Origin of the sequence: Haemophilus haemolyticus, from assembly GCF_003352385.1 — a bacterium.
In the GTDB taxonomy this organism is placed as follows: Bacteria; Pseudomonadota; Gammaproteobacteria; order Enterobacterales; family Pasteurellaceae; genus Haemophilus; species Haemophilus haemolyticus_I.
This window is the reverse complement of sequence record NZ_CP031243.1, coordinates 631,548-650,278: the sequence shown is the minus strand read 5'-3', so window position 1 is coordinate 650,278 and position 18,731 is coordinate 631,548. Positions and strand designations below refer to the sequence as shown.

General features: G+C 37.3%; 21 protein-coding genes. 8 read left to right on the top strand and 13 right to left on the bottom strand.

Annotated features, from left to right (window positions below):
* Positions 1–27 precede the first annotated feature (27 nt).
* The 4 genes from acrR to DV428_RS03375 form a co-directional block, all read right to left on the bottom strand.
* Positions 28–591 carry an efflux transporter AcrAB transcriptional repressor AcrR gene (gene acrR / locus DV428_RS03390; protein WP_114908684.1) on the bottom strand — a complete coding sequence of 188 codons (564 nt, stop codon included), beginning with the start codon at positions 589–591 and terminating at the stop codon, positions 28–30.
* 195 nt (positions 592–786) lie between these two features.
* On the bottom strand, positions 787–1,779 hold the full coding sequence (locus DV428_RS03385) for an amidohydrolase family protein (RefSeq protein ID WP_005631292.1): 993 nt from the start codon (positions 1,777–1,779) through the stop codon (positions 787–789).
* Between the two features lie 391 nt (positions 1,780–2,170).
* Entirely contained in the window at positions 2,171–3,928 is a 1,758-nt protein-coding gene (locus DV428_RS03380; protein ID WP_114908683.1) for a DUF3413 domain-containing protein, read from the bottom strand.
* A gap of 1 nt (position 3,929) precedes the next feature.
* Positions 3,930–4,148, bottom strand: a complete 219-nt coding sequence (locus tag DV428_RS03375) for a YejL family protein (protein WP_105881916.1) — start codon at positions 4,146–4,148, stop codon at positions 3,930–3,932.
* Positions 4,149–4,276: 128 nt separating this feature from the next.
* Here DV428_RS03375 and yejK point away from each other — a divergent pair, with 128 nt between their 5' ends.
* The 4 genes from yejK to cpxA all read left to right on the top strand — a co-directional run bounded on the left by yejK (position 4,277) and on the right by cpxA (position 7,920).
* The gene (gene yejK, locus DV428_RS03370) at positions 4,277–5,293 is read left to right on the top strand and encodes a nucleoid-associated protein YejK (RefSeq protein WP_114908682.1); all 1,017 of its coding nucleotides are present in this window, start codon (positions 4,277–4,279) and stop codon (positions 5,291–5,293) included.
* A gap of 65 nt (positions 5,294–5,358) precedes the next feature.
* Positions 5,359–5,772, top strand: coding sequence for an outer membrane protein assembly factor BamE (gene bamE / locus DV428_RS03365; RefSeq protein ID WP_105905196.1), 414 nt, complete (start codon positions 5,359–5,361; stop codon positions 5,770–5,772).
* A gap of 53 nt (positions 5,773–5,825) precedes the next feature.
* Positions 5,826–6,509, top strand: coding sequence for a response regulator (locus DV428_RS03360; RefSeq protein WP_114908681.1), 684 nt, complete (start codon positions 5,826–5,828; stop codon positions 6,507–6,509).
* Positions 6,510–6,513: 4 nt separating this feature from the next.
* Positions 6,514–7,920 (top strand): envelope stress sensor histidine kinase CpxA, encoded by a 1,407-nt coding sequence (gene cpxA / locus DV428_RS03355; protein ID WP_114908680.1) that lies wholly within the window; start codon positions 6,514–6,516, stop codon positions 7,918–7,920.
* 39 nt (positions 7,921–7,959) lie between these two features.
* Here the strand turns inward: cpxA and epmA are convergent, their stop codons facing one another.
* Complete coding sequence (gene epmA, locus DV428_RS03350) at positions 7,960–8,931, bottom strand: elongation factor P--(R)-beta-lysine ligase (protein ID WP_114908679.1); 972 nt, start codon at positions 8,929–8,931, stop codon at positions 7,960–7,962.
* Positions 8,932–9,146: 215 nt separating this feature from the next.
* Between epmA and frdA the strand changes: the two genes are divergently transcribed.
* From frdA to frdD, 4 genes are read left to right on the top strand one after another with little or no spacing between them, the layout of a single operon-like run.
* The gene (gene frdA, locus DV428_RS03345; RefSeq protein WP_046939079.1) at positions 9,147–10,946 is read left to right on the top strand and encodes a fumarate reductase (quinol) flavoprotein subunit; all 1,800 of its coding nucleotides are present in this window, start codon (positions 9,147–9,149) and stop codon (positions 10,944–10,946) included.
* Complete coding sequence (locus DV428_RS03340; RefSeq protein ID WP_005639269.1) at positions 10,939–11,709, top strand: succinate dehydrogenase/fumarate reductase iron-sulfur subunit; 771 nt, start codon at positions 10,939–10,941, stop codon at positions 11,707–11,709. The genes frdA and DV428_RS03340 overlap by 8 nt, the downstream gene beginning before the upstream one ends.
* A 10-nt stretch (positions 11,710–11,719) precedes the next feature.
* Positions 11,720–12,130 (top strand): fumarate reductase subunit FrdC, encoded by a 411-nt coding sequence (gene frdC, locus DV428_RS03335; protein WP_005631314.1) that lies wholly within the window; start codon positions 11,720–11,722, stop codon positions 12,128–12,130.
* A gap of 12 nt (positions 12,131–12,142) precedes the next feature.
* The gene (gene frdD / locus DV428_RS03330) at positions 12,143–12,487 is read left to right on the top strand and encodes a fumarate reductase subunit FrdD (protein WP_005631316.1); all 345 of its coding nucleotides are present in this window, start codon (positions 12,143–12,145) and stop codon (positions 12,485–12,487) included.
* 106 nt (positions 12,488–12,593) lie between these two features.
* Here frdD and mtgA read toward each other — a convergent pair whose 3' ends face one another.
* The 8 genes from mtgA to mglC form a co-directional block, all read right to left on the bottom strand.
* Positions 12,594–13,334 carry a monofunctional biosynthetic peptidoglycan transglycosylase gene (mtgA, locus tag DV428_RS03325; protein ID WP_114908678.1) on the bottom strand — a complete coding sequence of 247 codons (741 nt, stop codon included), beginning with the start codon at positions 13,332–13,334 and terminating at the stop codon, positions 12,594–12,596.
* Positions 13,321–13,626: a trp operon repressor gene (trpR, locus tag DV428_RS03320; protein ID WP_114908677.1), complete on the bottom strand. Its 306-nt coding sequence runs from the start codon at positions 13,624–13,626 to the stop codon at positions 13,321–13,323. Before trpR ends, mtgA begins: the two co-directional genes overlap by 14 nt.
* Before the next feature lie 37 nt (positions 13,627–13,663).
* Entirely contained in the window at positions 13,664–15,445 is a 1,782-nt protein-coding gene (locus tag DV428_RS03315; RefSeq protein ID WP_114908676.1) for a transglycosylase SLT domain-containing protein, read from the bottom strand.
* 15 nt (positions 15,446–15,460) lie between these two features.
* Complete coding sequence (locus DV428_RS03310; protein WP_114908675.1) at positions 15,461–15,757, bottom strand: YciI family protein; 297 nt, start codon at positions 15,755–15,757, stop codon at positions 15,461–15,463.
* A gap of 12 nt (positions 15,758–15,769) precedes the next feature.
* Positions 15,770–16,249: an acyl-CoA thioester hydrolase YciA gene (gene yciA, locus DV428_RS03305; RefSeq protein ID WP_114908674.1), complete on the bottom strand. Its 480-nt coding sequence runs from the start codon at positions 16,247–16,249 to the stop codon at positions 15,770–15,772.
* Complete coding sequence (locus DV428_RS03300; RefSeq protein WP_005636812.1) at positions 16,249–16,806, bottom strand: septation protein A; 558 nt, start codon at positions 16,804–16,806, stop codon at positions 16,249–16,251. Before DV428_RS03300 ends, yciA begins: the two co-directional genes overlap by 1 nt.
* Positions 16,807–16,811: 5 nt before the next feature.
* Entirely contained in the window at positions 16,812–17,546 is a 735-nt protein-coding gene (locus tag DV428_RS03295) for a hypothetical protein (protein ID WP_114908673.1), read from the bottom strand.
* A 160-nt stretch (positions 17,547–17,706) separates the two neighbouring features.
* Positions 17,707–18,717 carry a galactose/methyl galactoside ABC transporter permease MglC gene (gene mglC / locus DV428_RS03290; protein ID WP_053465209.1) on the bottom strand — a complete coding sequence of 337 codons (1,011 nt, stop codon included), beginning with the start codon at positions 18,715–18,717 and terminating at the stop codon, positions 17,707–17,709.
* Positions 18,718–18,731: the final 14 nt, after the last annotated feature.

Genomic DNA, 18,731 nt, shown 5'->3' with positions numbered 1-18,731 from the left:
AAAGCTCCGTTATAAAAATAACAACAATTATTTCTGAATTGCACGCCAGGAGCGTTTAATCACAGATTCTAAAATTTCAGGATTAAGATCAAAATCGATAAATTTTGCATCAGAGGCTAAATTTATCGCCGTTTTCAAACTTAATAAAAAGAGAATATCTTCAGATAATTCCGCTAATAAGCCAGCTTTTTGTGCTTGATGACAAAATAAATCCCAACGGCAATTTTTAACGTTTTTACAAATATCCTTGAAATTAGGCAGAGATTCATATTGCTTTAAATTGGATAGAATGGTGGGATTTTCTTGTAAGAAATACCAAATGTTTTTCCACATTTGTCGATACTGTTCGAAAAAAGGCTTAGATTCATCAAAATCTTTTTCAAGTGTTGCCATAAACATTGAAAACACTCTGTGTGCAAATTGTTCAAGCAACTCATCTTTGTTTTTAAAATAAAGGTAAATCGTTCCCGCGGCTACATTCGCTTCTTTCGCAAGTTTGTGCATAGAAAGTTGATTCAACCCTTCTTTTGCCATTAAACGATCTGTCACTGAAAAAATCTGTTCAGCTAAGTCTGTTTTAGCTTGTCGCATAAGATCCTTGAGTAAAATAAGGAGCAATAATTGCTCAAAAATGAATGAGCGTTCATTTTAGTTATTTTTTGTTTTTTGGCAAGTTAAAAAACACAAAAGCACAACAAAATGGGCAACATTTAAAAGCTAGATTTTGTAATCAACTTTTAAATGTTGCCCATTTTGACCGCACTTTTGATTGTGGGGAATAAAAATCTAAATTGGTTCTAGTCCTAACACTTTACGACCGTTAATACTTGCGATATTGACCATCTCATCTAAGTGTGGGAAACGGCAGCCCGCAGCCAATAGGCTTAATTCTTGCCATAAATCGCCTTCACATAGAGGAACCATGTAATCACAAATATTATCTGTGCCTAGGGCAACAGTGATACCTTCGGGAATCATTTCATCTGCAGGCGTTAATGCATTATGGAATGGCATAAGATCTTCTTTGCGATTACTGTCAATCCATGCCATCGGACAGGCGATCATCATCATTTTGGCTTTACGCATTTTTTCGTAAAGTTTGTAGCGATATTCTTTTGAATGTGAGCCAATGGAAATTCCGTGGATACCCACAACTCGCCCCTCCATTCCGTGTTCAATGGTTTTGTCGCAAAGTTGCTCAGTTTCTTTTTCGCTTGGATTGTTGAATTGGTCTACATGTACATGACACATAATTCCAAGAGATTTGGCCTTATCTAACAAGATATCCATCGCTTCTAGGCCACGACCATAATCCAATTCATCACGATATGGTAAGCCGCCAATCATATCCACCATTTCCGCACCAATATCAAACCATTTACGCGCAGTGGGTTCGATTACCCCTTTTAAAGTTTGATTGGCAAATTTCAAAATAATGTCATGTTTATACACTTCGCGGGCTTTATGTGCGGCAATAATTGCACGATCTTCACAAATTGGGTCTATATCGACAAAAGTACCAAATGCGGTTACACCTTGGGATATCATTAATTCAATCGATTGGCAAAAACGTGCGTAATAATCATCAACACTGGAAGTGCGTTTTACTTCATCCACTAAATCCCATTTTTGTTGCAAATTACTACTATGATAAATCCCAATTTTCTCTGGCGTCATCGTAAAAGCGCGGTCAGCATGTGCATGGGCATTTACCCATCCGCCTTTTTTGATAATTTCATCGCGAATATAGGTTTTAAAACTACGAACGTGGCTTTTCATACAAACTCCGTAAAAAAGAAAGGATAAAAAGACGAGAATGTATATTAATTGAAAGGTGCTGTAAGTACGGCGAGAAGCATTATGATAATGTTATGAAAAACTCACGGATTTTCATTAATAACATTTTTCAGTCTTAAACTGAGGCGTGAGTATAAAGACTTAAGGGCAAAAAATCTATTCTTTTATGCACTTATAGGTTATTTGTCGTAACGCGGGCATTCACATATCTAATTAGATATAATCACTATTCTATAAGAACTTAATAAACGCGTGGGCTAACGCCCACCCTACATAACTTAGACTTATCTACACAACTTCCATAGAAGCCCACGAGATGAATAAAAGGATATAAAATACTGTCAAAATTAACCGCACTTTTTACCTTTATAGATTATTTTTCAAAGAAGAAATTTTGTAATTGGAAGGCTTCTAAGAAGATTCCAAGTGGCGGTCTGTCTGAAGATTGCTCGATATAATCTTTATCAAATTTTTTGTAATTACCTTTGCGATCAATGTGATATTGTGTTCCATCAGGTTGAATCACCACATTCCAGTGGAAATTAGAGGCAAGTACCCAATCATCCCCTTTAAGATCAAAGAGATTACGTCCCTGACTATAATCCATCAACGGGTTTTCTACACGGAATACTGTCTGCATTAATGCAGAGAAAATATCCGCATGATTACTTAATTCATTCTGTTTGCCTACTGGTAAATCTTTCCAATATACAAGTAATGGCACTTGAACCTCATCGCGCCCAAAGTAGTTTTCTCGCTCTTTTTCATTCATTTCATTAAAGGTTAAACCATGCTCTGACGTGATGATGACTAATGTATTTTCAAGCGGTGTATTTTCTAACGTTTTTTCTAAAAGAGAATCAATATCCTGCAAAGTGCGGTCATAATCTGATGGTTTTTTAGCCTCCAAGGCTAAATCCAAATAAGCAAACCAAGGTGAGTCTATTTTTTGTGCTTTAATAAAATCATTGAGATTTTTTACCGCACTTTCATTATTTGGTTTGTTGGTTTTATTCGATGAAAGTTTTATTTCACGAAATAATGCCTGGCGGAAGACGCTATCTTTGAAATTCGTAGCAGAAAATAAACCTAGTTGATAATTTTCAGCACGTAATTTTTCGATTAAAACAGATTGGGTATGATTGCTTAAAATGCTATCGGTGTAATTTGCATTTAAGCCATAAAATAATCCTACTAATCCTGCATTATTACTATTACCAGTACTGTAATGATTCGTAAATTCTGTTGCGCTCGTTGCAAATTCAGCTAACTTGGACATTTTGCCTTGAGAAATGGCATCGTAACGTAATCCAGAAACAGTGATCATCAAAATGTTTGGTTTACTGTCAATTGGTGTAAAAGTGAGCGTTTTTTTAGGATAATCAATCTTTAAGGCCTCTAAACGTCCCTCTTGTTTTAATGTTTGTGCGTACTGCTCGCCATCAATGAAACCGTGTTTTTCTAAAAAAGAACGGGCTGTCATTGGATAAGAAAGAGGAAAATTAGAGCGTTGCATCGTAATTGGGCGATATAAATAAGCATCTGCCCAAGCATAAATTAAGTGCGTAGTAATAAACATGGAAGTTAAGAATACACCGACAGCTTTTAGCCATTTTTGGCGTTCAAGACTACGTAATTTTTCCCAACTCCAGCGAGAAAATAACATCTGCGCTAATAAAATAATCGGCATTGGTGCAAAGAAAATCTGCCAATCGCGTGACATTTCGCCATTTTCTGGATTGACCAGCAAATTCCATACCACAGAGGATAAATGCAGATTAAAACGATTGAAAACAGCGGTATCAAATAATAATAAGGTTGTACAAATGGTACAAAAAATCACGGTTAATCCGCGAAAAGTGCGGTGATTTTTAACAATGAAACTCAGAGGAAAGACAACGAGTAAATACAACGCAAAAACGTTAAAACTGAAATGCCCGAGCAAACTTACAAAGAAATAAAGTTTTCCTGCGAGAGTATCTGGCCAGTCAATGATAAAGGCATAACGTGCGCCAATAAGAATAGCAACAATAATATTAAAAAAGGCAAACCAATGACCCCACGAAATTTTTCGTGAAACGTCATCGCGGTATTGTTTGCCGCTGAAGGTGCCTTTTTTAATCCATTTCATATTAACGTGTTTTTACTGCATTGATTAAGGAATTAGAAAACGCTTGAGCCAATGCCTCACGTTGAGTTTGCGGCACACTGCTAGTTAATAGATTACTTGCCATATTACCCAATGCGATTAAGGAGAGATCTACTGGTGCTTTATGTTTTTCTAATACTGCGATCATATCGTTTACAATCGCACTTAATTGAGCATCAGAATATTTAGAATGTTGAGCCATAATGTCAAAAATAAAACAAAAAATTTGGCTTATGATACCCGATTATTTGGTAGAACCTAAATAATTTCTTTTTTCTTGCTGAAAAAGTGCGGTTATAATTTGCAACAAATTTTTCAAAGGTGACAAAAATGAGTATTACCGTTAATCAAATTGTTTTGCATCAGTTAGTCAAAAATGTGGATGGCGATAGCATAAAAATGGGAAGCGTATTACGCGATGAGTTGCTGTCAATTACGCCAGAAGTAGAACAAATGATGTTGCAACTTCATCAAGGCTATCAAAATAAAGCTAAGGCTTTTGGTGTGTTTCAGGAAAAGTCTATATTTGCACAACATTTAAATCGTTTATTGGAACAAGAAATTGAGTTTTTAGGATTTAGTCAATATTCAACAAAATTGCTTGCAGATGAATTAGGTAAATATAACTTTGCAGAAAGTGGAACCTTGATTTTATGCCAATATAATTTCTTAGCGACAGATTATTTGTTTATTGCATTGCTTGATAGCCGCCATAGTATGTTAGTCGATGAGCATTTAGATATTCACCGTACAGAATATCTTGATATAACTCAGTTTGATATTGCGGCACGGATAAATTTGACGGATTTGCAAGTAAATGCGAACTCTAATCGTTATTTAACTTTCATAAAAGGCCGTGTAGGTCGCAAAATTAGTGATTTTTTCATGGATTTCTTAGGTGCTGAAGAAGGATTAAATCCACAGGTTCAAAATCAGTGTTTATTGCAAGCGGTGAGTGATTACTGCGATCAAGGCGAACTCAACAAAGAGCAAACTCAAGCGGTAAAAAAACAAGTGTTTGAATATTGTAAAGGTCAGCTTTCAAACGGTAACAATATTGAATTAAGGGAACTTTCTGATTCATTACCCACTCTAAACGAACAGCCTTTTGTCGCCTTTACGGAAGAACAGAATTATGGTTTGGAAGAGAGCATTCCGCCTGTTCATTCAACATTGAAATCGCTAACAAAATTCTCTGGGTCAGGAAAGGGCGTTACCCTAAGTTTTGATGCGGAATTATTGAATACGCGTATTCAATGGGATCCTATGACAGATACCCTAACCATCAAAGGTTTACCGCCAAATTTAAAAGATCAATTACAAAAGGCTTTAAAATCAGAGAATTAATTTGGAAACATAGCCAACTTTGGGTATTATTTGACAGTACTTTTGCACAAATTAAGGTAAAGAAAATGCAAGTTAAAACACTTTTAGGCGCAACATTTTTAGCATTAAGCCTCGCTTCTTGTTCCACCGTTGAAAAAGTTGTATATCGAATTGATGTACCGCAAGGCAACTATTTAGAGGCGACTACAGTTGCTCAGGTTAAAGAAGGCATGACTGCTCAACAAGTACAATATTTGTTGGGTACGCCAGTATTAATCGACCCTTATAATAACTACACTTGGTACTACGTATTCTTACAACAACGTGCTTATGAAACACCTGTTCAACACACTTTCACAGTAAAATTTGATCAACGTGGGATTGTGACAGAAACCCATCTTGATAAACCTTTACCAGAGGTTTCACAACAAGGCGAAAATAACACCATTATTGAAACAGGTGAGAAACCAAAATCAAGTTGGTGGAAATTCTGGAAATAATCTTTTTATTTTCACCGCACTACAATAAGAATAATTGGTAAAAGGAATCTCCAATGTCAAAACTCTTGCTCGTTGATGACGATGTTGAACTGACAGAATTACTTTCATCCCTTTTAACGCTAGAAGGGTTTGACGTTCAAACAGCAAATAATGGATTAGAGGCATTACAAAAACTTGATGAAAGCCACGAGTTGGTTTTGCTTGATGTAATGATGCCAAAGTTAAATGGTGTCGAAACACTAAAAGAAATTCGTAAAGTCTCTAACGTGCCAGTGATGATGCTGACAGCAAGAGGCGAAGACATTGATCGCGTATTAGGCTTAGAATTGGGAGCGGATGATTATTTACCCAAGCCTTTTAACGATCGTGAGCTTATTGCAAGAATTAAGGCGATTTTGCGTCGTAGTGCATCTCCTTCAAATAATACCGCAAATGTAGAAATCCTTTCTTTTGACGGAATTATTCTCAACTTTTCTCACGGAATTGCAACCTATAATGAAGAAAATCTCAATTTAACGGATTATGAGTTTAAGATTCTTTGTTTATTGCTTAAATCTAAGGGAAATGTTATTAGTCGAGAAGAATTAAGTTTAGAAGTAATGGAAAAACCACTAACCCCATTTGATCGTTCTCTTGATATGCACATCTCTAATTTGAGACGCAAATTACCAGAACGAAAAAGTAAACTGCCTTGGTTTAAAACTTTACGTGGAAAAGGATATCTTTTAGTGACCTAGTTTTATGAAATTGCGCAGTCTTTTCAGTTTAAATCAACTTGCGATCAGAACATTTGCTATATTCTGGTTTACTTTTTTTGCCATGATGAGTCTTGTGATCGCTGTGCCTACTCTCGATCTCAGAGTCTATTCGCCTTTAAAAGAAGCAGATGTTGTTACCTATCAAAAAAAAATTATCGATATTATCCGCAACGGTCAATTAAAAGGGCTTATTGCAAAAGTTCCCGTTTTACATACAGATAAATTTCAACCCTCCAGACCCATTCTTATTAATTTACAAACTAAAGATATTCTAGGGGAACTACCAGAGGAAGTACCTTATATCCGAAGATTTGCGGATGTATCAGGTGATTTTTCAGAACCCAAACGTAAAAATTTCAATGAAGTTCAGATTTCAGGTCCATTTCAAGTGTATTTGGGAGATGAGACAAATTCTTATGCCTTGTACTTTATCTCTTACGTTAATCCACAACGAGAAATGTTTAATTACATTTTTGATAGACCGATTATATTGATTTTGCTTATTCTTTTAATCACCAGCCCATTGCTTTGGTGGTTCACAAGAATGCTGACTAAGCCTATTTCTCGCTTGCAAGAAGCGGCGAATTCAGTGGCATTAGGCAATTTCAAAATTGATAAGAGCTTAGTGGCTAATGGTCCATTAGAGCTACGCCAAGTCGGTCAAAGTTTTAATCGAATGGCATCTTCTATTGATCATTTAATCTCTAATCAACAAACACTACTTTCATCGATTTCACATGAATTAAAAACGCCACTCACTCGTTTGCAGTTAGCTACAGCGCTTGTTCGTCATGAATGTGGTGAAACAGATAGTGTAAAACGCATTGAAAGAGAAATAGGGCGAATGGATAAAATGATTAGTGAGCTACTTCTACTTTCACGCCATCAAATGAATAGTCAAGTTGAACGGGATATTTTTTATGCCAATACGCTTTGGACTGATATTATCAACGATGCCAAATTTGAGGCAGAGCAACGAGGTATAACGTTTCTCACAAATATTCGTTTACCCAAAAATGAATTACAACTTAACGGCAATTTTAGATTGCTGGAAAGTGCGGTTGAAAATATCGTGACAAATGCACTCAAATACACCAAGGATAAGATCGAACTTCATATTTTTATCCAAGAAGAAGAAGAAGAAGAAGAATTTCTCAGGATCCGTATAGATGACAACGGATCTGGAGTCCATCCAGATGAATTTGAAAAAATCTTCAAACCGTTTTATCGAGTGGATGAAACGCGAACTAGAACGACTGGCGGAACAGGACTTGGATTGGCGATTGTGTCTAATGTTATTCAGGAGCATCAAGGAAAGGTCTGGGCTGAAAAAAGCCCACTAGGAGGACTTGCCGTTACTATACGATTGCCATTATGGATCAGTAAATAAAAATCAAAAGTGCGGTAAATTTTTCACCGCACTTTTCGTCTAGGCATTATCCACAGCAAAAGAAATCACTTCATTAATTTTCTCACAACCTAGGGCAACCATAATCAGACGATCAACTCCTAGTGCAACGCCAGAAGAATTTGGTAAGCCTGCTTCTAATGCAGCCAGAAAACGTTCGTCAATATCTCGAGTTGGTAATCCATGTTTCTTTCTTTGCTGATTATCTAATTCAAAACGATGTCTTTGTTCTCGTGCATCGGTCAATTCATGGAAACCATTTGCCAGTTCTAACCCTTTGTAATAAAACTCAAAGCGTTCTGCAACTCGCTGATCTTCTGGGCTCACTTGTGCCAGAGCTGCTTGCGTTGAAGGGAAATGATAAACCGCAACAGGTCGTTCTTTTCCTATTTGAGGTTCAACGACTTCACTAAATAAGAATTGCAATAAAGTATCACGTTCTTCATCATCTTCAGCTATAAAGTTATGTTTACGCGCTGCTTCGATTAATTCTGAACGTTCTGCAGATAAGGGATCTAAACCTACATATTCTTGGAAAACAAATTGGTAGCTTAAACTTTCTGCTGGTGGGCAATCTAAAATTTGTTGGAGTAAATCATCTACCTCATTAATTAAACGATGCATACTAAAGTGCGGTCGATACCATTCCAGCATAGTAAATTCTGGATTGTGGCGATTACCAGCTTCTTCATTACGGAACACTTTACTGATTTGGAATATCGGTCCACTGCCTGCAGCAAGCAAGCGTTTCATATGATATTCAGGGCTTGTAAAAAGCCAAAGTGTTTTGGATTGTTCACCAAAAGGCGCGAGAAATTCTGTGCTAAATGTGGAAAGGTGTAAATCAGTAACGCCAAATTCACTTAGAACAGGCGTCTCAACTTCAAGCAAGCCTCGCTCTGTAAAAAATTGACGAATTTCAGCAATAATTTTTGCACGTTTAAGCAGATTTTTTATATCAGCAGAAGGTTGCCAATGAGTAAGTGCGGTCATTTTTATTCCCATTTTTAAATTTGCATCATTGTAAACGAGAGCTCTTCTCAACTCAATCTAAGCTTTTTTGAGGTAGATCACAAAATCATCCTTTTCCCCTTTCCCTACATAAAAAACGTTATTAATTTGTAACAAAAAATGGCAGAATGACTTCACTAGATTACCCTTTTAGGGTGATTTCTATTTTTTACTTTCTACATTTATTGGAGGATATCGTGCAAACAGTTAATGTCGATATTGCGATTGTTGGCGCTGGTGGCGGCGGTTTACGTGCAGCGATTGCAGCAGCAGAAGCAAATCCTAACTTAAAAATTGCATTAGTTTCAAAAGTGTACCCAATGCGTAGCCATACTGTGGCAGCAGAAGGTGGTGCAGCGGCAGTTATCAAAGAGGAAGATTCTTACGATAAACACTTCCAAGATACTGTTGCGGGTGGTGACTGGCTTTGCGAACAGGATGTTGTGGAATATTTCGTACAACATTCACCAGTGGAAATGACTCAATTAGAACGTTGGGGATGCCCTTGGAGCCGTAAAGCTGATGGCGATGTAAACGTACGTCGTTTCGGTGGAATGAAAATTGAGCGTACTTGGTTCGCTGCTGATAAAACAGGTTTCCACTTATTACACACGCTTTTCCAAACTTCTATTCAATATCCACAAATCCAACGTTTTGATGAACACTTCGTATTAGATATTCTTGTTGATGATGGCCATGCTCGTGGTATGGTTGCAATGAACATGATGGAAGGTTCGCTTGTTCAAATTAATGCCAATGCGGTTGTTATTGCAACTGGAGGTGGTTGTCGTGCATTTAAATTCAATACCAATGGCGGTATTGTAACAGGTGACGGCTTATCTATGGCGTATCGTCATGGTGTACCACTTCGTGATATGGAGTTTGTTCAATATCACCCAACAGGTTTACCGAATACCGGCATCTTAATGACTGAAGGTTGTCGTGGTGAAGGTGGTATTTTGGTTAATAAAGATGGCTACCGTTATCTTCAAGATTACGGGCTAGGACCAGAAACACCAATTGGTAAACCTCAAAATAAATATATGGAACTTGGTCCTCGCGATAAAGTTTCTCAAGCATTCTGGCAAGAATGGAAAAAAGGTAATACCTTAAAAACTGCGAAAGGCGTAGATGTGGTGCATTTAGATTTACGTCATCTTGGTGAAAAATATTTACATGAGCGTCTGCCATTTATTTGTGAACTAGCAAGTGCTTATGAAGGTGTAAATCCAGTGAATGAGCCAATCCCTGTTCGTCCAGTTGTTCACTACACCATGGGCGGTATTGAGGTTGATTTTAACAGCGAAACTCGTATCAAAGGTTTATTTGCTGTAGGTGAGTGTGCATCTTCAGGTTTACATGGCGCAAACCGCTTAGGCTCTAACTCTTTAGCTGAACTTGTTGTGTTAGGTCGTGTTGCAGGGGAATATGCGGCACAACGTGCAGTTGAATCTCAATCTGTAAACCAAAGTGCGGTTGATGCTCAAGCAAAAGATGTTGTTGCTCGCTTAGAAGCTCTTCATAAACAAGAAGGTAATGAATCTTGGTCTGAGATCCGCGATGAAATGGGTTCTGTAATGGAAGAAGGTTGTGGTATTTACCGTGACCAAGCAAGTATGCAAAAAGCAGTAGATAAAATTGCAGAATTAAAAGAACGTTATAAACGTATTCGTGTTGCAGATAACTCAAGTGTGTTCAATACAGATGTACTTTACACAGTTGAGTTGGGCTACATTCTAGATGTTGCACAATCTATTGCTAATTCAGCGATTGAACGTAAAGAATCTCGTGGGGCTCACCAGCGCTTAGATTACACAGAACGTGACGATGTAAATTATTTAAAACACACACTTGCTTTCTACAATGAGAATGGTGCACCGCGTATTGAATACAGTCCGGTGAAAATTACTAAATCTCAACCTGCAAAACGTGTTTACGGTGCGGAAGCAGAAGCTCAAGAAGCCGCTGCGAAAGCTAAGGAGCAAGCAAATGGCTAATTCACCAGTAATGAATGTTGAAGTATTACGCTACAATCCTGAAATCGATCAAGAGCCGCATCTAAGTACTTATCAAGTACCTTATGATAATCAAACCTCCTTGCTTGATGCGTTAGGTTATATTAAGGATAAACTTGAACCATCTCTTTCTTATCGCTGGTCTTGCCGTATGGCGATCTGCGGTTCCTGTGGGATGATGGTGAATAACAAACCGAAATTGGCTTGTAAAACGTTCTTACGTGATTACAGCGGTCATATGCGTATTGAGCCGTTAGCAAACTTCCCAATTGAACGCGACTTAGTGGTTGATTTAAGCCACTTTATTGAAAGTTTAGAGGCAATTAAACCTTATATTATTGGTAACGAAGCACCTGCATTAGATGGTAAACCACATCCATCGAAAGAATTGCAAGTAAGCCGTACTAAACAAACGCCAGCACAGCTTGAGAAATATCGTCAATTCTCAATGTGTATCAACTGTGGTTTATGCTATGCCGCTTGCCCTCAATTTGGTTTAAATCCTGAATTCTTAGGCCCTGCAGCGATTACAATGGCTCATCGTTATAATCTTGATAACCGTGACCATGGTAAAGCAAAACGTATGTCATTGTTAAATGGTAAAAACGGGGTTTGGAGTTGTACTTTCGTTGGCTATTGCTCAGAAGTTTGTCCAAAACATGTGGATCCTGCTTCTGCAATTAACCAAGGAAAAGTGGAAAGTGCCAAAGATTATGTTATCTCTATGCTCAAACCAAAAGGCTAAGGGGGAAAGAATGTCAGTAACAGTGAGTAAACGTAAAAAATATGTTCGTCCAATGACAGCGACTTGGTGGCAAAAATTGGACTTCTATAAAGCTTATATGCTACGTGAAGCGACTTCAATCTTTGCTGTATGGTTTTGTATCGTGTTGCTTTATGGTGTTCTTTGCCTCGCAAGCAATCCAATGCCAGGCTTAGGCATCTTGAGCTTTATTGAGTTTTTAAGAAATCCAATTGTGGTGTTCTTAAATATTATTACGCTTATTGCAACGCTTTATCATACGGTGACATATTTCTTAATGACACCAAAAGTGATGAATATTATTGTGAAAAATGAACGCTTACCCCACACTGTTGTAAGAAATGCACTTTGGGCGGTAACTGCATTAGTTAGCGTGATTGCTTTAGTTTTAGTTTATATTTAAGGGAGAGAAAAAATGGTTGATCAAAATCCAAAACGCTCCGGCGAACCGCCAGTATGGTTAATGTTCGGTGCAGGCGGCACAGTGAGTGCAATTTTCTTCCCTGTCGTTATTTTAATTATCGGTTTGTTATTACCATTTGGTTTAGTCGATGCGCATAATTTAATTACTTTTGCTTATTCTTGGATTGGTAAATTAGTTATTTTAGTGCTTACTATTTTCCCAATGTGGTGTGGTTTACACCGTATTCACCATGGTATGCACGATCTTAAAGTGCATGTGCCAGCTGGTGGATTTATCTTTTATGGTTTAGCCACAATTTATACTGTTTGGGTGTTATTTGCGGTAATAAACCTGTAATAAAAATGCTATAAATAAAAAAACGAGTCTAAGACTCGTTTTTTTATTTTATGTATTAAGTAAATATTTTTTAGTTTGTTTTACTTTAGAAATTCGATTGGATTTTTTATAAATGGCTCAAGTATTCAGTACCTAAATTTCCCATTTGTCTCAAAATCCAAGTTTGTTTTTTACGAACTAATAAGCTTGGCTTATTTACTTTATAAATGATTGGATTGGGCAACACAGCAGCTAAAAGTGCGGCTTCATTTTGAGATAAATTTTTAGCTGATTTTTTAAAGTAATAGCGACTTGCCGCTTCCACACCAAAAATGCCATTCCCAAATTCTGCAATATTTAAATACACCTCTAAAATACGTTTTTTTGACCAAGTCAGCTCGAGCAACATAGTTGCTGGAACTTCCAAACCTTTTCGTAGCCAATTTTGTCCATGCCAAAGCATTAAGTTTTTAGCGGTTTGCTGGGAAATGGTTGATGCTCCTCGGATTCCTTTTTTAGATTTTTCGTTATACCGAATCGCTCGTTGGATAGCCTCAAAATCAAATCCGAAATGTTCAGGAAAACGCTGATCTTCTGATGAAATCACAGCTAATTGAATGTTTGGAGAAATATTTTCTAGGCTGACCCAGTTATATTGGATTTGATATCGAAAATCGCCCTGTAAAAGATTAGCGATTTTTTGTTGTACCATATAAGCGGAAAATGGAATAGGTACAAAGCGAAAAATCAGCAACAAAGCAAAAACGGCGAAAAAAAAACGAAAGACAACTCGCTGCCAGTTTTTTTTCCACCATTTAAGACTAAATAAGTGAGAAAGTGCGGTAAAAATTCGCTTAGTTTTTTTCAATGAGATCAAGATGTTGTTTCATCCATTGCATAAAATCAGGATCCATCGTTTTAATCATATTGGAACCTCGAGTGATTGTGGCGGCACTTGTATTAAGATTTTGTTGAATTTCACGCTGAGGCATATTTTTATCAATCAGCTGAGAGACAATCTGCAAACGCAATCCTACTGCATCCCGTTCGTCTGCAGTTAATAATAAGGTTAGAAACTCCTGTGCTTTGTTTTCTTCAAAGGCGATTTTTAGCATTTCAAGAAATGCATTCCATTGTTCTAAATTACGGCTGATATACATAATTACGCTCCCATTCCACACTATTAAACTAGTGCATTTAGTATAGCCGATTCAATTCTTCTTGGCTAAAGATTTGTGGGGTTTCTTTATTTTGTAAAATTTGATAGTAAAAGTCATAAGTGACTACATTTTGCACATAACCACGAGTTTCGTAAAACGGAATAGATGCGACAAATTCGTCTAATGCTAATTTTCCATTCGCGCGACTTAACCATTTTTCTACTCGATTTGCCCCTGCATTGTAAGCTGCTGCAATCAATATTCGATTATTAGGATATTTTCCATTGAGTTCATTCAGATGTGCGGTACCTAGCAAAATATTATTCAATGGTTTGAATAAATCTTGTTCGCCTTGATAAGGCAGCTGATTATTCTCTGCGGTCAATTTTGCCGTGCTTGGCAGAAGTTGCATTAAGCCTCGCGCATTTGCAGAAGATTGTGCCATTGGATTCCAAGCACTCTCTTGACGGGCGATTGCCATAGCAAAAGTTTTGCTGATATTTAAATTATGTAATGTTGCATTGAAGTATTCAGGATAAGCATTTGGCAGACGAAGGGACAGATAATCCCACGCTTTTGCAACAATAGAAGCATCAACAGCTAATTCAAACCATTGTTGGTTTTCAGCATATTCTGCAAGTTTTAGCTGAGTTGTGAAATCAGCATTATCAAGTAAAATTCGCCAACGTTGTTTTGCTAAACCATTTCGTCCAAGTTCTCTCAGTTCTCGAATCATGGCGAAAACTTGCTCGAAAGGAAGTTGTTCTGCTACAGTAAAACTTGGTGCTATTGGATAATCGACTTTATATGCTTGCTTTAATTGTGCAGAAGCTAACATTGGATAGAACCCCCGCTCTTTTGAAAGTGCGGTTAGTTTTTCTATATTTTTTGATATATCTTGTTTAGCTTCCCAATAACGCCATTCTTGTTTTGCTTTTCCTTCAGTAGTAAGTGAATTAAGCCACGGAGAAAGGTCGGTCTTCTGCCAAATTGCCATTCGTAAACGGCGTTCGGTTAGATTATCTGTTTTTAATTGTTGGATTTGTTCATCACGCCATTTTTGAAAATCAGCGTTTTCATTATCAAAAAAATGATTTAAAAAGGCTATTTTCCACTGTTTGATTTCATCTTCTGAGAGCTGCCAAGTATTTGCCCATTTTTGATAGGATTCAAAACTTGGGTTATTCATTTGTTCAGGTAGCGTTTTAAGATAACGTGGGAAAGCATCAATTAATACGGTTTTATCTAAAGTGTTAGGATCACTTTTTCTTACAATTTCAGCAAGTTGTTTAGGATTTTCTACTTGATTTTGTTCTTTTTGAACCCTGTTATTTTCTTTAGTATTATCTGAAGTTGCTGATGTTTGTTGTTCGTTTGAAGTGGATAGTTTTTGTAATAAGACTTGAAATACTAGCGTCACAAAAGGGTAATTTTGTTGAGCTAATGCGTTCAGTTCATCAAGTGCTTGTTGCTTGCCTTGGATATCATCATTCTGCAAAAAGGCGATTTTGCTTTCCCAAAAGCGTGCTAGTAAATCGTATTGCAAAGGATAGCCTTGCAGTGAATCTATTAAGGTTTTTGTGATATTTTGAGTCGCTTCAGAAAATTGCTGTTTTTTTACCGCACTTTTTAGCAAACCTTCAACCTGTAAAAAGGTTTCACGTTGTTTTAAACGTTTTAAGTAGTCTTGATGCTGTATTGACGCCCAGTTTTGTTTTTCTTGCTCAAGATTGATGGATGCTGTTGCCGTGTTAGGTGTATCGGCAAAAGCAGAAAGTGCGGTCAAAATACAGAGAGAAATTAAAGCGACTTTTTTCATATTGCGTTATTAGAATTAAAATACTTTTTTAAACGGCTTTACAACGACATCTGCATATACACCAGCTTCGACATAAGGATCTTGTGCAGCCCAGTCTTTTGCCGCTTGTAGATTTTCAAATTGAGCAATGACGGTTGAGCCAGTAAAACCAGCTTCCCCCGGATTTTCATCATCAATTGCAGGATTTGGTCCTGCCGTCAGTAATCGGTTTTCTGCTTTAAGCTGTTTTAAACGAGCTAAATGTTGTTCGCGTACTGCAAGGCGTTTTTCTAACGTATTGGGAATATCTTGGGCAAAAATAACATAGTACATAATTATTTCCTTTTATTTACAAGGGTGTTCTGTTTCTAATTCGGAAATTAGGGCTAATGCTTTTTCCAACTCTTGGTTGTTTTCACGGGGAATCGTGCGAGAGCGACCATTATTATCAACTGCAACAAAAGTAAATACCGCATCTGTGACGCAATAACGTTCACCAATTGGTTCACTCGCCACTTTTTTCACCCATACTTCCACTTTAATTTTAATGGAAGAACGCCCAACTTTGAGGCATTGTCCGTAGCAACAGACGACATCCCCCACAGAGATTGGTTTGATAAAATTCATACTTTCAACGGCAACGGTAACCACGCGCCCGTGTGCGATTTCTTTTGCTAAAATCGCACCACCCATATCCATTTGAGACATGATCCAACCGCCGAAAATATCTCCGTTGGCATTAGTGTCAGAAGGCATCGCCAAAGTTCGTAGTAATAGAATCCCTTTGGAATGGCGGCCATTTTTATCAGTAAAATTGGAAGACATTATTTTTCTCCATCTTTTGAATTTGAATCATCTTTAGGTAAATAGCGATAGATATAAGCACCTGAAATAATCGTTGCAATCACCGTCATACCAATAATTCCGAAAGATTTGAAATCAACCCAAGCTTCTTCCGACATATTATGGCTGATATAAATATTCACCAACATGCAAATAATAAAGAATACAGCCCAACCGAGGTTAAGTGTATTCCAAGCCTTTTCGGGCAGTTGTAGCTCTTTGCCAAGTAATTTTTTAATTAATGGAGTTTTAAATTGAAATTGTGCGACGAGCAAAACAATGGCAAACAAGGCATTGATAATCGTCACTTTCCATTGCAAATAGCGGATTTCATTAAAGTAAGCGGTTAAAAGTCCAAAAAAAACGACCGCACTTGCCATGATTTTTTGTTGTTTTTCAACGGTTCCATATTTCCATTTTAAAATCACGATCTGCAAAATTGTTGCCACTACTAATACGATGGCTGCTTCACGTACACCACCGAGTTTGTAAGTGACAAAAAATAAAATTAAAGGGATAAAGTCAAGGAGTTGTTTCATATTGATTAATCCTTCATAAATAAGCTGTAGAAACGATAAGTCACTACTAGCATAAAAATATTAAGTAATGCGGTGAAAATGCCTATCACCATATCAAACACAGCATTATTGGAAAATGCGCTTAATTGGAAAATGAGGACTGGCACGAGAAAATAAACCAGTAGGGTGTAAATAAACAATACGCCTTTTCGAGTATTTCCTCGCTTCCAAATTTTTCGGATAGTTTGCGAAAGTGTATCTTGAGTAGAAAGATAATGTACTGCCGTCAAATTTAAACGGACGAAGAACCAAACGCCAACAATCATCGCGATAAGTGACATGATAGAGGGCGATTTTTTTGTGAGTAATGCAGCAAAGGCTTCACCAAGACCAAGTAACATTGGTGCAACCATTAATAGATCTAACAGAATTACACCTGAAAAACGACGCAAGGTAAGTGAGAAGGTTTCACCCAAAGTGCGGTAATTTTGTAAGCTAATTTTATGGATTGAGGTTAATCCCCAAGCGGAGATAAAACTCGTTAAAATCTGAGTGATTGCAACTGAAAAGATAAAACTTGTGATATCTGTATTTGCGAGATTTAATACATCATTTTTATTTTCATCATTAACTGGAAAACTTAAAAGTGCACTTGCGCTTTGCACAATAAATAAAATTGCGACAAATTGCAGCATGATTTTTTGTTGATTACGGAAAAAGTTCCAACTGTCTTGCAATACTTGTGTAAAGTTAATTTGCATGATTATCTCTCTATAAAAATGGTGGCGCAATTATACAGGGTTTGCTGATTATTGCATAAATATCGTTACTGAGGTTATAAATTCACGTTGAATTGAGTATATAAAACAAAAGTGGGCAAGCATGCCCACTTTTTTGTTATTTTTAGAGAGGTTATTCGTATTATTTTTTCTTCGCGTATTTTAATGAGTCAATGGCTACCGCTAGAATAATAATGCTACCTTTGATGATGTATTGCCAGTAAGGGTTTACACCGATGTAAGTTAAACCGTAGTTGATAACTGTAAAGATGATAACCCCAGTGATTACACCAATTACGGTACCTACACCACCAGCGAAAGATACGCCACCGACCACGCAAGCGGCGATAGCATCTAATTCATACATGAAACCTAAGTTGTTAGTTGCAGAACCGATACGACCGGCTTCGAGCATACCACCAAAGGCATAGAACATACCTGCAATCATGTAGATGACAACTAAGTTACGTGCAACGTTTACACCAGATACTTTCGCTGCTTCTGGGTTACCACCGATAGCAAATACGTTTTTACCGAAACGAGTTTTGTTCCACATCACCCAAACTAAGAATGAGGCAATGGCTGCATAGATTGTGATGTAAGAGAGTTTAAAACTGCCGATTCGGAAGAATCCTTGAGCAAATGTTGAGAAATTTTCGCTAAAACCTGCGATTGGCGAACCACCCACAGCATCATAATAGAGTGAGTTAAAACCGTATACGATAATCATCGTACCCATTGTTGCAATGAATGGGGTAACATTTAAATAAGCGATAACTAATCCATTAATCAAGCCGATTAACGCACCCACAGCACATACTGCAAGAATTACCACAGGAATTGGAATTTCACCCATTTCAGGGAATACACGGTTCATATTTTCCATTGACTGCAACATGGTTGCAGAGATAACTGCCGCTAAACCAACTTGGCGACCTGCAGATAAGTCAGTTCCTTGTGTAATCAACAATCCAGCAACCCCGAGTGCAATAATTAAGCGCACAGAAGATTGGGTTAAGATGTTACTGAAGTTGATTAAATTTAAAAAGGTTGGATCTTGCGCAATAATAATGCCAAGCAAAATCAGCAAGACAAAATAAATCGCATTTTGTTTTAATAAATCAAAGGATTTGTTTTTTTCTAAGGCACTCATAATTCATTCCTTAT

What these genes read in the sequence shown, in the direction of transcription:
- trpR (WP_114908677.1), bottom strand. Translation starts at nt 13,626, where the DNA reads ATGTATATCAGCCGTAATTTAGAACAATGGAATGCATTTCTTGAAATG.
- DV428_RS03360 (WP_114908681.1), top strand. Translation starts at nt 5,826, where the DNA reads ATGTCAAAACTCTTGCTCGTTGATGACGATGTTGAACTGACAGAATTA.
- yciA (WP_114908674.1), bottom strand. Translation starts at nt 16,249, where the DNA reads ATGTCTTCCAATTTTACTGATAAAAATGGCCGCCATTCCAAAGGGATT.
- DV428_RS03375 (WP_105881916.1), bottom strand. Translation starts at nt 4,148, where the DNA reads ATGGCTCAACATTCTAAATATTCTGATGCTCAATTAAGTGCGATTGTA.
- frdC (WP_005631314.1), top strand. Translation starts at nt 11,720, where the DNA reads ATGTCAGTAACAGTGAGTAAACGTAAAAAATATGTTCGTCCAATGACA.
- DV428_RS03300 (WP_005636812.1), bottom strand. Translation starts at nt 16,806, where the DNA reads ATGAAACAACTCCTTGACTTTATCCCTTTAATTTTATTTTTTGTCACT.
- frdD (WP_005631316.1), top strand. Translation starts at nt 12,143, where the DNA reads ATGGTTGATCAAAATCCAAAACGCTCCGGCGAACCGCCAGTATGGTTA.
- cpxA (WP_114908680.1), top strand. Translation starts at nt 6,514, where the DNA reads ATGAAATTGCGCAGTCTTTTCAGTTTAAATCAACTTGCGATCAGAACA.
- DV428_RS03315 (WP_114908676.1), bottom strand. Translation starts at nt 15,445, where the DNA reads ATGAAAAAAGTCGCTTTAATTTCTCTCTGTATTTTGACCGCACTTTCT.
- epmA (WP_114908679.1), bottom strand. Translation starts at nt 8,931, where the DNA reads ATGACCGCACTTACTCATTGGCAACCTTCTGCTGATATAAAAAATCTG.
- DV428_RS03310 (WP_114908675.1), bottom strand. Translation starts at nt 15,757, where the DNA reads ATGTACTATGTTATTTTTGCCCAAGATATTCCCAATACGTTAGAAAAA.
- DV428_RS03295 (WP_114908673.1), bottom strand. Translation starts at nt 17,546, where the DNA reads ATGCAAATTAACTTTACACAAGTATTGCAAGACAGTTGGAACTTTTTC.
- mglC (WP_053465209.1), bottom strand. Translation starts at nt 18,717, where the DNA reads ATGAGTGCCTTAGAAAAAAACAAATCCTTTGATTTATTAAAACAAAAT.
- DV428_RS03385 (WP_005631292.1), bottom strand. Translation starts at nt 1,779, where the DNA reads ATGAAAAGCCACGTTCGTAGTTTTAAAACCTATATTCGCGATGAAATT.
- bamE (WP_105905196.1), top strand. Translation starts at nt 5,359, where the DNA reads ATGCAAGTTAAAACACTTTTAGGCGCAACATTTTTAGCATTAAGCCTC.
- DV428_RS03340 (WP_005639269.1), top strand. Translation starts at nt 10,939, where the DNA reads ATGGCTAATTCACCAGTAATGAATGTTGAAGTATTACGCTACAATCCT.
- yejK (WP_114908682.1), top strand. Translation starts at nt 4,277, where the DNA reads ATGAGTATTACCGTTAATCAAATTGTTTTGCATCAGTTAGTCAAAAAT.
- acrR (WP_114908684.1), bottom strand. Translation starts at nt 591, where the DNA reads ATGCGACAAGCTAAAACAGACTTAGCTGAACAGATTTTTTCAGTGACA.
- DV428_RS03380 (WP_114908683.1), bottom strand. Translation starts at nt 3,928, where the DNA reads ATGAAATGGATTAAAAAAGGCACCTTCAGCGGCAAACAATACCGCGAT.